We start from the raw sequence: 14133 nt of genomic DNA on the forward strand, positions 1-14133 counted from the left end.
GCTCACTCAAAAACAACTGACAGGCCACTTCTTGCGAAGCGTCCTATTTCATTTATTTCTTCGTGAACATTTGATATTTTAAGTATGACGCCAATCCGAAGATCGGCGCTGCACTACATCAAATGTCCACACTTATCGACTGTTAATTTTTAAAGAACTGTATTCGGTTACTGCTTTCGCGCTATCGACAAAGCGTTGTGTTTGTCAGCTGCGAAGAAGGAAGAGTATGAAGCATTTCGCTACATCCGTCAACTCCTTCTTTTCTTGCTCATCGCCGTTTCCGGTGATCCTCAAGTGCCGCATTTGACTGCGTCTCATTGGGGAGGCGAACTATAGCAAAGCGCCCCAGCGGAAGCAAGGCTTTTCCGGGGCTTTTGCGGCCAACTGCTACAATTTCGCCCCCTCCGCGCCAAACGGCGCTTGTCTATATATAGAACCATAGAAGATTCACCATGAAACAACAAGCTCAAGGATCAGGCCTGACCCTGAAACGAGCTGGCTTTACCACTGGCTTCGGCGTGCTCGCCGCCACCCTCGGTTCCGCAGTCGGTCTCGGCAACATCTGGAAGTTCCCCTACCTGACGGGCGCCAATGGCGGCGCCGGCTTCCTGCTCATCTATCTGCTCGCTACCTTGTTAGTGGGGTTGCCCGTGATGATCGCGGAAATCACCCTGGGGCGCCGCGCCAAGGTCAATCCCATCTCCACCATGGAACGGCTGGCACCGAAGGGCAAGCCCTGGTGGCTGGTCGGCCTCATCGGCATGGTCGCCGCCTTCCTGATCGTCGCGTTTTATTCGGAAGTGGTGGGCTGGGTATTTGCCTATATCGCCAAGGCCATCGATGGCTCCATCCTCAGCAGCGACAAGCTGGTGACGGAAGCGGCTTTCGCTACCCTGATCAGCAATCCTTTGCAATCGCTGTTCTGGCAATGGGGCGTGCTGCTGTTTATCGGCGGTATCTTGATGCTGGGCGTGACCAAGGGTATCGAGGCGATCGCCAAGAAACTGATGCCGCTGCTGTTCCTGCTGCTGCTCCTGCTATGCGCGGTCAGTCTGTCGCTCGATAAAGCGGGCGAAGGCCTGGCGTTCCTGTTCCGTCCTGACTTTTCCAAGCTGACGGCTTCCGTCGTGCTGACGGCCATGGGCCTGGCCTTCTTTAAATTGTCCGTCGGCATGGGCACGATGATGACTTACGGCAGCTATTTCCGCGACGATCAGAATATTCCCGTTACCACCTTGCGCGTGATGGCAGCCGACCTCGGTGTATCGATGCTGGCCGGCATCGCCATCTTCCCCGCCGTGTTCACGTTTGGCTTTGCCCCCAGCGCGGGACCGTCGCTGGTGTTCATCACGATTCCCGCCGTGTTTTCGCAAATTCCCATGGGCCAAGCCCTGATGGTGGTGTTCTTCATCCTCGCCGCCGTGGCCGCCACAGGGGCGATGCTGTCGCTGATGGAAGTGCCCGTGGTGATTTTCCATGAACGCTTCGGCTGGACGCGCACCAAGTCCACCATCGTGACCATGCTACTGCTGGCCGTGCTCGGTTCCGTGTGCGCGCTCAGTAACAGCACCCTGGCGGACTTCAAGCTGTTTAACTTGAATATGTTTGATCTGTTCGACTTCGTCTCGTCGAATATCTTCCTGCCCGTGGGCGGCATCGCGATTGCCTTGTTTACAGGCTGGGCCTGGGGCAAGCAGCATTTCATCGAGGCGATCAGCAATCATGGCCAGCTGCAAAATCAAACCCTGGCGCATGTGCTGCTGTTCCTGCTGCGCTTTGTCTCGCCCGTGCTGATCCTGATCGTGATGCTGAAAGGTTTAAAGGTCTTCTAATCAGAGTACCCGGGTGTAGGTCTGGCGCACCAGCACCCGGTCGCCGCAATCGAAATGCCACCATTCGCTGTTGATGCCGAAGAAACCCGCCTGGAACATGGCGTCGCGCAACAAACGGCGGTGTGCCACCTGCTCCTCGGCAATTTCTCCCTTTTCCAGCAAAACCAACTCCAGTGCCGGATGCGAGCGCTCACTCAGGTCATCAAAACCCGTGCCCATGTCCAGCTCCTGCCCGTCCGGCCCGACGATGGTGATGTCGAGCGCCATGCCGAACGAGTGAATCGAGCCGCGCGAGGGCTCGGCGATGTAACCGAGCAACTCCGTTCCCTGCAATGCATCCCACAGTTGCTGCTGCACCCGCTGCGGGCGCAGGGCGTCGAGCACCAAGAGATGATGATCGGGGCGCTGCGCGGCCAGCCAGGCCACGGCCCGTTCCAGCGCGGCGGCCGCATCGCGGTGCAGCCAGGCGCAATCGATGGGACTGTATAAGTCGCGGCCGACGAAATTGTCGGGCGTGGCATAGCGCAAGTCGACGGCAATGCCGGCAATACTGCTCAGGTGGCGAAATTGCGGATCGCTGCCGACCGCTTCCAATTGCAAACTTGCAACAGACATCAGACTTCTCTTTCCAGGCAGTTGCGCGCCGCCACGCCGATGCTGTCGGCCAGGCGCCGCGCGCCATGCGACAGCGGCGAGTGGCTCGCCGTCAATAAATACAGTTGGATCGGTATCGTGGGCGCCCAGGGACGGCGCTGCAGGCGCTCGGGCGAGCCGGAGGCGGCCGTAAACGGGTCGACCACGGCCATGCCGGCGCCCGCTTCCACCAGGGAACGGGCGATTTGATAGGTTTGCACCACGGTGGAAAACACGGGGTGGATGTCCTGTGCCTCGCAGGCGGCCACCACCAGTTCGCCCAGCGGATCGTTGTCGGCATGACCGATCAGCTCGCCATTCAGGCCATGCGCCGTCAACGGCGTGCCGCAATCGGCCGCATGCCAGGTGCCGGCCGGGGCGATCACCGTCATGACACCGTGCGCCAGCGGTTCGGCCACGATGCCCGGGTGGCGCGGGTCTTGCAGCGACACGGCCAGGTCCGCTTCACCGAGGCGCAGGGTATTGACGATCTCGCCCGTGTGATGGGTGGCCAGCTGGCATCGCGTGTGGGGAAAATCGCGCCGCCACTCCGTCATGGCAAACGGCAAGACGCTGATGGCGAGCGTCGGCGTGGACACCAGGCGGATGGTTTCCACCGCATGGCCCTTCAGGCTGGCCGCCAGGCGGCGGATGCCCAATAGATCGCGGTTGAGCTTTTCCGTTTCGACAAACAAACGGTGCGCCTCGGGCTTCGGGTACAGCTTGCCCCGCACACGCTCGAACAGCGGCATGCCCAGTTGCAATTCGCAATGCTGCAAGACCTTGGTCACGGCCGGCTGCGAGATATGCAGCACCTGGGCCGCGCCGCTGATGGTGCCAACTTGCATGATGGCGTGAAACACTTCGATATGACGCAGCCGCATGGGCTATTCCTTTACCTTGCCGTGGCCCCGTGGGCCGTCAATGTTCAGCATATAAGAAAAAGTCATGGGCTGGAACGGCCGTGCTACTTTGTTGCAACAGCTGTGGCCGGCGTCGTCAGCACTTCCAGCAGGGCCGCCGTCTCGCCGTCCGGCATGCCGTCAAACCGCGTATTGCGGTATTTCATCTGGAAGGCGATCAGGACATTGCGCGTCGCTTCATCGAACACGCCCGTCTGCGGCGTCGCATAGCCGTGCTGGGCCAGCTTTTTCTGGAACCAGACGGCATCAGGTACTTGCTGCTCAAAAACGAGGCGTTGCGCGGCCACGCGGTTGACATCGGGCCAGACGATCAGGCCCGCATCGGCCAGCTGGCGCCATGGAAACAGCGGTCCCGGGTCCTGCTTGCGCTGCGGGGCGATTTCGTTGTGGCCCAGGATATTTTCCGGCGCGATGTTGTAGCGCGCCTGGATATCTTTCAACAGCGGAATCAGCTCATCAATCTGTGCCTGCGGGAATGGATACCAGAGGCGGCCTTCCGGCGTGTCCTTGTAGCCGGGGTTGACGATCTCGATGCCGATCGAGCTGACATTTAACTGTGTATAAGTCTTCCAGTTACTCACACCCGCGTGATTGGCCTGGCGCGATTCGTCGACCAGCACGTAAAACTTCGGCTTGTCCGTGTCGGTCAGCAAATAATGGCTGCTGACCACTTGTTCCGTCAGGATCTTGATCGAGCGGGGCAGGTCGCTCACCGTGTAATGGATGACGATGAATTTCACGCGCGGGCTCTGGCTGCGCGCCGTCAAGCTATGGTCGAGGTGCGGCGCGGGCGTGCTACAGGCGGAAAGCAGGGCCACCAGCAGGGCGAGGGCGATTTTTTTCATGAAAGATCCGTGTTCGGGTTAATAAAATGTTCAGTTCTTGCCAGTACGCTGGCCTGCTGCCCTGGCCGCCACCTTGGCCGCAGCCTCATGCGAACGGGCAACTTTTTGCTCCATCTGCAACGATACGGGCAAAACGGCCCGCATGGCAGCCGCGATGGCCGGGTGCAACTGCGCCGCGCGGCCCGCCAACACCACGGGACGGGGACCATGGCGCGCCGTCAGGGCCAGGGCCAAACGCGCCAGTTCCTGTCCCGCGCGCTGCAAGATGTCCAGCGCCAGCGGGTCGGCGTCCGCGCTGGCGGCCACGGCCAGCGCCAGCCGGCCGATGGCGCCCCGGTCCTGGCCATACATGAAGGCGCGCGACAGCGACCAGTCGCTGCCGCCCAGTTGCGCAAACACGGCCCCGGCCATGGGCGAGCCTTGCCAGCTGCCGGGCGCCTCGTCTTCACGGCGCCAGATGTGGCGCAAGGCTTCGCGCGCGATCCAGTAGCCGCCGCCGCCATCGTCGAGCAGCACGCCGCGCCCGCCCGCGCGGTGAAACACGCCCTCCGCATCGATCCAGGCGGCGATCGAGCCCGTGCCTGCGTAGACCAGATAACCTTCGCCTGGTTCAAAACTGTCGCGATAGGCGATTTCAATGTCGTTGCCCAAGCTGACGTCGGCGGCGTCCAGCGCCAGCAGCGCGGCCAAGGTTTGCGCCAGCACAACATCATCGCCGCCAAAGCCCGTCAAGCCCGCCACCACGGCGCGCGGCTGGCCGATGGCCAGCACTTGCTTGCACAACGTTGCAAACGTGGCATGCACGGCGGCGCGGCCCGCCTCGCTGCTCATTTGCAAGGCAGACAAGCCTTCCACGGCGCCGTCGGCCACGATGATGCCGTCGGCGGTAGCCAGGGCCCAGCGCGTCTGCGTGCCGCCCGCGTCGATGCCCAGCCCGAGCACGGCAGAGTCAGTATTGCTTGCAGAGAAGGAAATCATGGCATGAGTGTAAAGCCAAGCGAAGCTTGCAGGCATGAAAGCTTGCGCATGTTTCATGCCTGCAGGTTATGGACTGCCGGTAATCCGGCAAAGTTACTTGGCGGCGGCCGCAAACGGTTCGCGCACGGTGACGCGGGGGCTTTCATTGCCGAGGCGGTCCACGGCGCTGACCACCACCGCGTTGACTTTGCCGGTGGCATCATCGACCAGGGTCAGTTCGCCCTGCACGCCCGTGACTACGGTGAAGCGCCAGTCTTCGCCATAGCGGGCCCAGATCGCATATTGCGCCACAGGTTTGCCGCCGCCCGCCGTCAGTTTCATATTCAGGCTGGTGGAATCGCGGCGCAAGGCCAGCGCGGGCGTGCCCGGTGCTTCCTTGCCCAGCCACGGCGTGGCGGGGATCAGGGCAGGGCTTTGATAGACAGTTGCCTTGAGTTGCTCGCTGACACCCTTACGGTTCTGCATCAGGGGCACCATGCTGAAATGCACTTGCCCATTCGCCCCGGGGCGCGTGCGCGTCACCTCGATCTGCTTGATGATCTCTTGCGGCGTGAAGGACTTGGCGGAATTGTCGATACGGCTCGTATATAAACCGGGCCACACGTGGCGGCCATACGGATTTTGCGCCAGCCAGTAGTCGAGCAGCACGCCAAACGCCTGCGGCGCCTGCGCCACGGGCCAGTACAGCTGCGGCGACAGATAATCGAGCCAGCCCTTGGCCAGCCACAATTCCGCATCCGCATACAATTTATCGTACTGGCTGAAGCCGACGATGCCGGCAGGGCGGCGGTCGGGACGGCCGATGCCGAACGGGCTGATGCCGAAACGCACCCAGTTCTTTTCGCGGTGGATGCCCGTATATAAAGCTTCGATCAGCTGGTTGACGTTCTGGCGGCGCCAGGAAGCGCGGTCCAGCTGGCCGCCGGCCAGCAGATATTGCTGCCAGGAAGGCTCATCGGGGAAGGGCAATTCGCGCTTGGCGCCGCCATTGCCCGCGTCCAGCGCGGCCGTTTCCGCACCGGCGCCGGCGCCGGGCGCGTCGATCGGATACGGATAAAAGTAGTCGTCGATGTGCACGCCATCGATATCGTAGCGGCGCACCACGTCGAGCACCACGTCCGTCGTGTGCTTCGAGGCGGCGGCGTCGCCCGGGTCCATCCACAGGTAGCGGCCGTATTGCTTGACGGACGCCGGATTGGTGGACGCGAAACTGTCGCGCGCCAGCGGCGACTTGGCCGTCGCGTGACGGGCACGATAGGGGTTGAACCAGGCGTGCAATTCCAGGCCGCGCGCATGCGCCTGCGCCACCCAGAAGGCCAGCGGGTCATACAGGGGCAATGGCGGCTGGCCTTGCTTGCCCGTCAGGTATTCCGACCACGGTTCCAGCTGCGACGGGTAAATCGTGTCCGCGCTGGGACGCACCTGCAGCACAATCGCGTTCAGATTCAAGGACTTGGCGCGGTCGAGGATGGCGATCGCCTCGGCTTGCTGCTTGGCGACCGGCAAGTTATTGCGGCTGGGCCAGTCGATATTGGCGACCGTCGAGACCCAGGCGGCGCGGAACTCGCGCGGCGCCGGCGGCGGCACTTCGCCCGTGATGTGCTGCACGGGCGGCACGGCCGGCAAGCCTGCTTCGCCTGGCGTCACTGCGGAAGGCATTTTGGTGCTGGTACAGCTGCTGAGCAATGTGGCGGTGGCCAGCGCGGCCAGTACGCCGGTCGTGGCGCCCAGGCGTTTTTTAAAAGTAGACAACAAAACAATTCCTTGCAGTGGTGAAGCGCAGGTCGATCGGTGGAGCATTTTACTGTGCGCCCGCCATCCTTGCGGGCGCACGGTTCAAAAGAATCAGGCCTCGGCCTTCTTGCCGAATTCCGGATCGATCTTGACCAGCGCGGCCATGATGAAGGCGGGAATGGTGGCGATGCAGACCCAGATGAAGAAGTGCTGGTAGCCGAGCATTTGCTGTATCCAGCCGCTGGCCATGCCCGGCAACATCATGCCCAGGGCCATGAAGCCCGTGCAAATGGCGTAATGGGCCGTTTTATGGGCGCCATCGGACACCATGATCATGTACAGCATGTACGAGGCGAAACCAAAGCCGTAACCGAATTGCTCCAACGCAATGCCCCCCGCGATCACATAGATATTGCTGGGCAAGGCGCAGGCCAGGTACACAAACACCAGGTCGGGCAGATGGACGGACAGCACCATGATCCACAGGCAACGTTTCAAGCCGAAGCGGGAAATGATGAATCCGCCCAGCAAGCCGCCCAGGGTCAGGGCGATCACGCCGATGGTGCCGTAGACGAGGCCCACCTGTTCCGTACTGAGGCCCAGGCCGCCCTTGGCGACGGGGTCGAGCAGGAAGGGTGCAGCCAGCTTCAACAGTTGCGCTTCGCCGAGGCGGAACAGCAGCAAGAAGCCGAGGATGACGACAATATCCTTCTTCCTGAAAAACGCGGCAAAGGTGGCGACGAACTCTTGCAGCGGAGAAATACCAGCGTCCTGGATGCTGGGGCGGTCATCCTTCGGTTTCGGCAAGACGAAGTAGTGGTAGAGGAAGAGGGTGATGAACAGGCCCGCCAGAATCGCAAACACGACGGACCAGGCCAGCTGCACATTGCCCGTCGCATGCGTCAGATAGCCGGCCAGGAACACGAGCCCGCCCTGGCCCGCGATCATCGCCAGGCGGTAAAACGTGCTGCGCACGCCGACGAAGGCCGCCTGCTGGTGTTCTTCCAGGCCCAGCATATAAAAGCCGTCGGCGGCGATATCATGCGTGGCGGAACTGAAAGCCATCAGCCAGAAAATGGCCAGACTGATCTGGAAAAAATGGGGCAAGGAGGTCGTCAGGGCCACCAGCGCCAGCGCGGCGCCGATCACCAGCTGCAGGCCGACAATCCAGAAGCGCTTGGTGCGGTACATATCGATGAAGGGCGACCACAGGGGCTTGATAACCCACGGCAAGTACAGCCAGCTCGTATACAGGGCGATATCCGTATTGGAAAAGCCGTAATTCTTGTACATGATCACGGACAAGGTCATGACCACGACATAGGGTATGCCCTGGCCGAAATACAGGGAAGGGATCCACAGCCACGGTTTGTTGGCGCGCGCCGCAGCGGGTTGTTTCACTAGCTCCATACATCCTTCTTGGTCTCCCAGACAGAAGAATGCCGCGCCATCGGATCAGTCCGCCAGTGCCGCCCGCACACTGCCGTCCGCTCTGGCCAACAATGCCTGTGCCTGGTTGGTGTTAATTTTTTTGATCAAGGCAACAATCGCCACCTTGACGTGATAGTGGCATTGCTCCAGCACGGCCCTGGCCTGCGCCTCGCTGGCGCCGGTGGCATGCATGGTCAGACGCACGGCCCGCCAGATCAGCTTGGCGTTGGTCGGCTTCAAGTCTACCATCAAGTTTCCGTACGTTTTGTGCAAACCGACCATCAGGGCGCTGGAAATCGTGTTCAGGGTGATTTTTTGCGCCGTGCCCGCTTTCAGCCGCGTGCTGCCGGAAATGACTTCCGTGCCCGTGTCGAGGACGATGCCGCATTGCGCCTCGTGCGCCACGGGGGCGTCCACGTTGTTGGCGATGCCGATGGTCAAGGCGCCCGCCTTGCGCGCGGCCAGCAGGGCGCCCAGCACGTACGGCGTGGCGCCGGAGGCGGCCAGCAGGATCACTACATCGTTTTCCTGCGGCAACAGGGCCAGCACATCGCGCTCGCCTTGCTGTAAATCATCTTCCGCGCCTTCGACGGCCGTAAACATGGCGCCCGCGCCGCCAGCCAGGATGGCGACGGCCCGCTCGGGCGGCCAGGAAAACGTGGGAGTCAATTCAACGCTGTCGAGCACGCCCAGGCGCCCCGACGTGCCCGCGCCCACGTACAGCAGGCGTCCGCCGGCGGCGATGCGGGGCAGGGCGGCCGTGATGGCGGCCGCTATCTGCGGCGAGGCCAGCCGCACGGCTTCGACGGCCCAGAACTGGTCATCGACCAGCGCCGCCACCAGTTGCTCTACCGGATACAGGTCCAGATCCGGATGCCGCCGGCTCGGGGTTTCAGTTTTCAACATGATTTCAGAACATGGTTGAAGGTGAAACCAGTTTAATACCGATGTGCAAGATCAGCCATGAAAGGATGGCGGGCGGGCATAACGGGAGTTTATGGCTAGTGCAGGAAGATGGTGTACTACTTGTACTTCGATACGCTCCCGTTTGTGTCTATACTTCGCTTCGACGCCACAATCCACGACACGCCCCATGATCGCTCGCCAATTGCTGTTCCTGTTTAGCGCCCTGGGCGCCATCAACGGCATTTTCCTGGCCGTCTATTTTTTCAGCCGCCGGCCTCGCTGCCTGGCCGACTGCATGCTCGGTGCATTACTGCTTGCCGTAGGGGGGCGCACCGCCAAATCCGCGTTTCTCTACTTCAACCCGGCGATCGCACTCGAATTCCGCCAGCTGGGCCTGTCGGCATGCCTGCTGATCGGTCCCTTGACCTATCTCTATGTGCGCTCTTTCCTGGCCGGACTCGCGCAACAGCCTGCCGGACAACAATGGCGCTGGCATCTCGGCCTGTCCTTCCTGCTGATAGGCATAGGCGTTGCCTTTCCCTATTCCGCGTATCGTCCTGTATGGGACCGTTCGAGTCATGCCATTCACCTGTTCTGGCTATGCTACCTGCTGGCAACTGCCAAGTTGCTCTGGCAAAGCCGCCATGCATGGCTGAACGAGGGACAGCGGATGGCCACCAGCAGCATGCTGATGCTGAGCGTTTTTGCAGGCAGCTGTGTGATGCTGGCGGCCTACGCGAGCACGCCGTTCACGTCGTACATAGTCGGCGCCTTGTCGTTCACCTTCTCGCTGCATGTCGCCGTCATGGTCTTTCTGCTAAGAAAGGAAACCTCGACGCCTGCCGAGCCGAAGCCGAAATACCAGAACAGCCGCCTGACGCACGACGAGGCGCTTGCCGTGCTCGCCGCGCTGGAACAACAGATGAGCGGGCAGAAATCCTATCTGAATCCGAACCTCACCCTGGCGCAACTGGCCAAACGGGCAGGATGTACGCAGGCGCAGGTGTCGCAGGTGCTGAATGACAAGCTGAGCAAGAGCTTCACTACCTACGTCAACGAATTCCGTATCGCCGAAGCGAAACAGGTCTTGGCCGACGAGCCGCAACTGAACATGGATACCGTTGCCGAGCGCTGCGGTTTCAACTCCAGTTCCACCTTCTACTCGACCTTCAAGAAGGTTGCTGGGCAGACACCCGCCAGCTTCCGCGCCCAATCCAGCCCAGCGGCCAGGGCCGTTTCCCCCTAAAACCGCTCCGGAATCGCCATTCCGGAGTCTGCAATCCTGTTTGGCGACATCAATTCCCCTGCATTTCGATAACTTATCGACCAGCAACGACCTGAAATAGTCGTTGCTCCGATAAACGCAGTTATTCATTGAGGGTAAAGTCATGATTCAGTTTTTATTGCGAACGGTGCTCGCCTGTTGCTTGCTCGGCAGCGCCGCCGCCGGCACCGCCGCAACCGCCGACCAGGACGACAATGCCATCCGGGAGACCGTGCGCTTGTATCTGCACGGCACCAGCTTCAACGTACCGGACGAGATCAACCAGGCCTTCCATGCCACCGCCCGTCTTTACCTGGACGGCAAAAACGATACGGAATGGGAGCTCAGCGGTCCGGAATACGCCAAACTCTTTTCCCCAGAGAAAATAGGGCAATTCAATGGGCGCCACGGGCGACTGATCAAGGTGGAGGCGAGCGGCAAGGTGGCCACCGCCAAGGCCGAGATCCACATTCCCCAGCAAGGGGTGCGCTATGTGGACGTATTTCTTTTGAAAAAGATCGCCGGCAACTGGAAGATCATCAGCAAGTCGGCCGATCGCGAGCCGGCAGCCCCGCGCCAGACACGCAAGGTGCTGCTGGTCGTATCAAATGTGCATCAATATCCCGGCACAAAAATTAACGCAGGCAATAACTTTCCCGAACTGGCCTATACCTATGATGCCTTTCGCAAAGCAGGGTACGCGGTCGACTTCGTCAGTCCCGAGGGGGGCGCCATTCCCCTGGAAATGATCGTCACGTCGGACGAATTGCTCAAAAAGCATCTGTACGACAGTGATTTCATGTGGGCACTAGCCCATACCAAGCCCGTTTCCGAGGTCAGGGCCGACGAGTATGCGGGCATGGCTTTCGTCGGCGGCGGCGCGGCCATCGTCGGCATCCCGGACAACAAGCCGCTGCAGGACATCGCTATGCGCATCTACGAACAACAAGGCGGGGTGATTGCGGCCATCTGCCATGGCACCGAGGGCATCAAGAACCTGAAGCTCAGCGACGGTACTTTCCTAATCCAGGGCAAGGTGCTCACCTCGTTCCCCGATGCGTATCTCAACAAGGAGTCGCCGATATACAAGGCCTATCCGTTTTCGGCGGAAGCGAGCATCAAGCGCCATGGCGGCATCTTCCGGCACGGCGCCAACGGCAAGAGTCACGTCGAGGTCGATGGCCGGCTGGTGACCGGCATGAGCTGGGAGTCGTCCGTCGGCGTGGCCGAATCGATGATCCGCCTGTTCGGACAGTAATTCAGGCAGCGGAATTACGGAGAACGGCGCATTTCCGCCACGAAGTCGTAATGGTCGCTGCGGCAATACGAATGCGTCAGTTCCACCGCTTCGCCCGTTTCCAGGTAGGCGATACGCGTGATGAACAGCACGGCCTGGCCATCGGGGATGCCCAGTTGCTCGGCCAGCACGTCCGTCGCATTCATGGCGCGGATGTGCTGCAAGGCGCGCACGGGGGCCTTCTTGATGCTGCTCAAATATTCATACAGCGAATCGCCCACGGCGGCCGGATCCGGCACCACGCTGAACGGCAGCACGCTCACTTCATACGCCATCACCACGTCGTCGGCCAGGCGCAAGCGCTCCAGGCGCGCCACTTTCGTGTTCTGCGCCAGGCCCAGGCTCAGCTGCTCGTCGCTGCTGGCGATGACGACATCGCGCTTGAGCCAGCGCGAGCCGGGACGGTAGCCGCGCTGCTGCAGCTGCTCGGAAAAGCTCGACAGGTTCGACAGCGGCTGTTCGATGCGCGGGGCAATATAGTTGCCCGAACCGCGGCGGCGCACGACGAGGCCTTGCTCGACCAATTGATCGATGGCCTTGCGGGCAGTCACGCGCGATACGTCGAGCAGTTCGGACAGGGTACGTTCGGATGGCAGGGCCTGGTCTACCTGGTAGCGGCCGTTGCGCACGTCATCGCTCAGCTTGCGGGCGATCTGCATATATAAAGGCGAATTGTCATTTAAATCGACCTTGAGTTCTACGCTGGTCTGGCTCATACAGTTCTCCTTGTCCTCCTAGTGTAATAGCGATGACGCTTGCGCGTAGCCCGTCCACCCATGAATAAATGGAAAATGGGCATAAATAACGGTTATACACTTAAAAAAACGATGTTTTACCGTACGTATAGCTTTGCATTATAGATAAATAAGCAATTTTCATTAGCCATGGAAACCATCGCGCTCTATGCTGGCGGCGCCTCCACCACAGCGCGACACAGGGAAACATGCATAACAAAATGACGGGTTTATTGGGCTTGCTACTGCTGGGCACCACCTGGACGGCGCTGGCCGCCCCGTCCGGCAGCGGCACTGAGCAGTTGCTGCAACACGAACAGCAGCGCGCCCTCGATGCGGCCCTGGCCGCCATCGTCGATGATCGCGCGCATCCGCTGGCCAGCCTGTCCGTGCTGGCCATTCGCCGGGGAAAAGTATCGTATCAGCAACAATTTGGCTACCGGCACATCGGCGCCACGCCGGCGGAAAACCTGCCCGTGACGCCGGCCACCCTGTTCCGCATCGCTTCCGTATCGAAGATGATGACGACCCTGGGCCTGATGCGGCTGGTCGAACAGGGCAAGCTGAGCCTGGACCAGGACGTGGGCATCTATTTAGGCTTTTCGCTGCGCAACCCGCATTTCCCCCAGCGGCCCGTGACCCTGCGCAGCCTGCTCAGCCACACGTCCTCGCTGCGCGACGCGGGCGGCTATGCCTGGGGACCCGAATGCAGCCTGCGCGACGTGTTGACGGCCGGCGGCGACGCGATGTGGGATTCCAGCGCCGCGCCCGGCAGTTACTTTAGCTATTCCAACCTGAACTGGGGCGTGATCGGCACGGTGATGGAGCAAGTCACGGGCGAGCGCTTCGACCTGCTGATGCGGCGCCTGCTGCTCGATCCCCTGCAGTTGCGCGGCGGCTACCACCCGGCGGCATTTTCTACGGAAGACGTGGCGAATACGGCCACCCTGTACCGCAAGCGCGCGCCGGACACGGAAGCGTGGCGGCCAGCCGGCCCCTGGATCGCCCAGGCCGACGATTTTGACCAGCATCCCCCGGCCGGCCTGGCCAACTACGTGATCGGCAGCAACGCCACCGTCTTCAGTCCCACGGGCGGCTTGCGCATTTCCGCCGCGGGACTGGGCAAGGTCATGCAGATGCTGCTCGACGGCGGGCGCTACCGGAATCAGCAGCTATTGCAGCCGGCCAGCATCGCCTTGATGTTTGACCGCCAATGGCAGCTGGCACCCGATGGCAGCAATGGCAACAGCGAACGGGGCTTGTACCGTGCCTGGGGCCTGGGCAACCAGCAGTTCGATGCGGTGGAAGGACAGGGCAACGGCCTGGTCGAGGGAGGCAGCTTTTCGGCCGTGGGCCACCTGGGCGACGCGTATGGCCTCGTCTCCGCCTTCGTGCTCGATTTCAAGCACAAGCATGGCATGGTGATGCTGGTGGGCGGTACTGGCAGCGATCCGGAAGGCTATCCGGGCAGCTATTCCGCCATGGGCCGCAGCGAGGAATTGATACTCACCACCTTGTACCGCGGTGCGATTGATAATAATCAATAGTGCGACAAG

General features: G+C 61.2%; 12 protein-coding genes. 4 read left to right on the forward strand and 8 right to left on the reverse strand.

The annotated features are described in order from the left end of the window. Positions 1–452 precede the first annotated feature (452 nt). Positions 453–1832, forward strand: a complete 1380-nt coding sequence (locus tag CBW50_RS21425; protein WP_086147427.1) for a sodium-dependent transporter — start codon at positions 453–455, stop codon at positions 1830–1832. Here CBW50_RS21425 and CBW50_RS21430 read toward each other — a convergent pair whose 3' ends face one another. The 7 genes from CBW50_RS21430 to CBW50_RS21460 form a co-directional block, all read right to left on the reverse strand. Next, positions 1833–2447, reverse strand: coding sequence for a M15 family metallopeptidase (locus CBW50_RS21430; protein ID WP_086147428.1), 615 nt, complete (start codon positions 2445–2447; stop codon positions 1833–1835). Further along, positions 2447–3349, reverse strand: a complete 903-nt coding sequence (locus tag CBW50_RS21435) for a LysR substrate-binding domain-containing protein (protein WP_086147429.1) — start codon at positions 3347–3349, stop codon at positions 2447–2449. Before CBW50_RS21435 ends, CBW50_RS21430 begins: the two co-directional genes overlap by 1 nt. A gap of 83 nt (positions 3350–3432) precedes the next feature. Next, positions 3433–4233 carry an N-acetylmuramoyl-L-alanine amidase gene (locus CBW50_RS21440; protein WP_086147430.1) on the reverse strand — a complete coding sequence of 267 codons (801 nt, stop codon included), beginning with the start codon at positions 4231–4233 and terminating at the stop codon, positions 3433–3435. Between the two features lie 30 nt (positions 4234–4263). Beyond that, positions 4264–5211, reverse strand: coding sequence for a BadF/BadG/BcrA/BcrD ATPase family protein (locus CBW50_RS21445; protein WP_226936158.1), 948 nt, complete (start codon positions 5209–5211; stop codon positions 4264–4266). A gap of 93 nt (positions 5212–5304) precedes the next feature. Beyond that, a complete protein-coding gene (locus CBW50_RS21450) occupies positions 5305–6966 on the reverse strand; it encodes a family 10 glycosylhydrolase (protein WP_086147432.1) in 1662 nt (553 codons plus the stop codon). 90 nt (positions 6967–7056) lie between these two features. Then, positions 7057–8355, reverse strand: a complete 1299-nt coding sequence (locus CBW50_RS21455; RefSeq protein ID WP_086147433.1) for an MFS transporter — start codon at positions 8353–8355, stop codon at positions 7057–7059. A 45-nt stretch (positions 8356–8400) separates the two neighbouring features. Further along, complete coding sequence (locus tag CBW50_RS21460; protein WP_086147434.1) at positions 8401–9282, reverse strand: N-acetylmuramic acid 6-phosphate etherase; 882 nt, start codon at positions 9280–9282, stop codon at positions 8401–8403. A gap of 187 nt (positions 9283–9469) precedes the next feature. On the opposite strand from CBW50_RS21460, the gene CBW50_RS21465 reads away from it, so the two are divergent. Next, entirely contained in the window at positions 9470–10528 is a 1059-nt protein-coding gene (locus CBW50_RS21465) for a helix-turn-helix transcriptional regulator (protein ID WP_172404848.1), read from the forward strand. Between the two features lie 142 nt (positions 10529–10670). Beyond that, positions 10671–11804 (forward strand): nuclear transport factor 2 family protein, encoded by a 1134-nt coding sequence (locus CBW50_RS21470; RefSeq protein WP_086147436.1) that lies wholly within the window; start codon positions 10671–10673, stop codon positions 11802–11804. 14 nt (positions 11805–11818) lie between these two features. Here CBW50_RS21470 and CBW50_RS21475 read toward each other — a convergent pair whose 3' ends face one another. Continuing rightward, the gene (locus CBW50_RS21475) at positions 11819–12559 is read right to left on the reverse strand and encodes a GntR family transcriptional regulator (protein ID WP_086147437.1); all 741 of its coding nucleotides are present in this window, start codon (positions 12557–12559) and stop codon (positions 11819–11821) included. Between the two features lie 239 nt (positions 12560–12798). Between CBW50_RS21475 and CBW50_RS21480 the strand changes: the two genes are divergently transcribed. Beyond that, positions 12799–14124 (forward strand): serine hydrolase, encoded by a 1326-nt coding sequence (locus tag CBW50_RS21480; protein WP_253251968.1) that lies wholly within the window; start codon positions 12799–12801, stop codon positions 14122–14124. The last annotated feature ends 9 nt before the right edge of the window (positions 14125–14133 follow it).

Source organism: Janthinobacterium sp. GW458P (assembly GCF_002127585.1).
Classification (GTDB): Bacteria; Pseudomonadota; Gammaproteobacteria; order Burkholderiales; family Burkholderiaceae_D; genus Janthinobacterium.

Coding starts and splice junctions, on each gene's coding strand:
- CBW50_RS21425 (WP_086147427.1), top strand. CDS start 453: ATGAAACAACAAGCTCAAGGATCAGGCCTGACCCTGAAACGAGCTGGC.
- CBW50_RS21430 (WP_086147428.1), bottom strand. CDS start 2,447: ATGTCTGTTGCAAGTTTGCAATTGGAAGCGGTCGGCAGCGATCCGCAA.
- CBW50_RS21435 (WP_086147429.1), bottom strand. CDS start 3,349: ATGCGGCTGCGTCATATCGAAGTGTTTCACGCCATCATGCAAGTTGGC.
- CBW50_RS21440 (WP_086147430.1), bottom strand. CDS start 4,233: ATGAAAAAAATCGCCCTCGCCCTGCTGGTGGCCCTGCTTTCCGCCTGT.
- CBW50_RS21445 (WP_226936158.1), bottom strand. CDS start 5,211: ATGATTTCCTTCTCTGCAAGCAATACTGACTCTGCCGTGCTCGGGCTG.
- CBW50_RS21455 (WP_086147433.1), bottom strand. CDS start 8,355: ATGGAGCTAGTGAAACAACCCGCTGCGGCGCGCGCCAACAAACCGTGG.
- CBW50_RS21460 (WP_086147434.1), bottom strand. CDS start 9,282: ATGTTGAAAACTGAAACCCCGAGCCGGCGGCATCCGGATCTGGACCTG.
- CBW50_RS21465 (WP_172404848.1), top strand. CDS start 9,470: ATGATCGCTCGCCAATTGCTGTTCCTGTTTAGCGCCCTGGGCGCCATC.
- CBW50_RS21470 (WP_086147436.1), top strand. CDS start 10,671: ATGATTCAGTTTTTATTGCGAACGGTGCTCGCCTGTTGCTTGCTCGGC.
- CBW50_RS21475 (WP_086147437.1), bottom strand. CDS start 12,559: ATGAGCCAGACCAGCGTAGAACTCAAGGTCGATTTAAATGACAATTCG.
- CBW50_RS21480 (WP_253251968.1), top strand. CDS start 12,799: ATGACGGGTTTATTGGGCTTGCTACTGCTGGGCACCACCTGGACGGCG.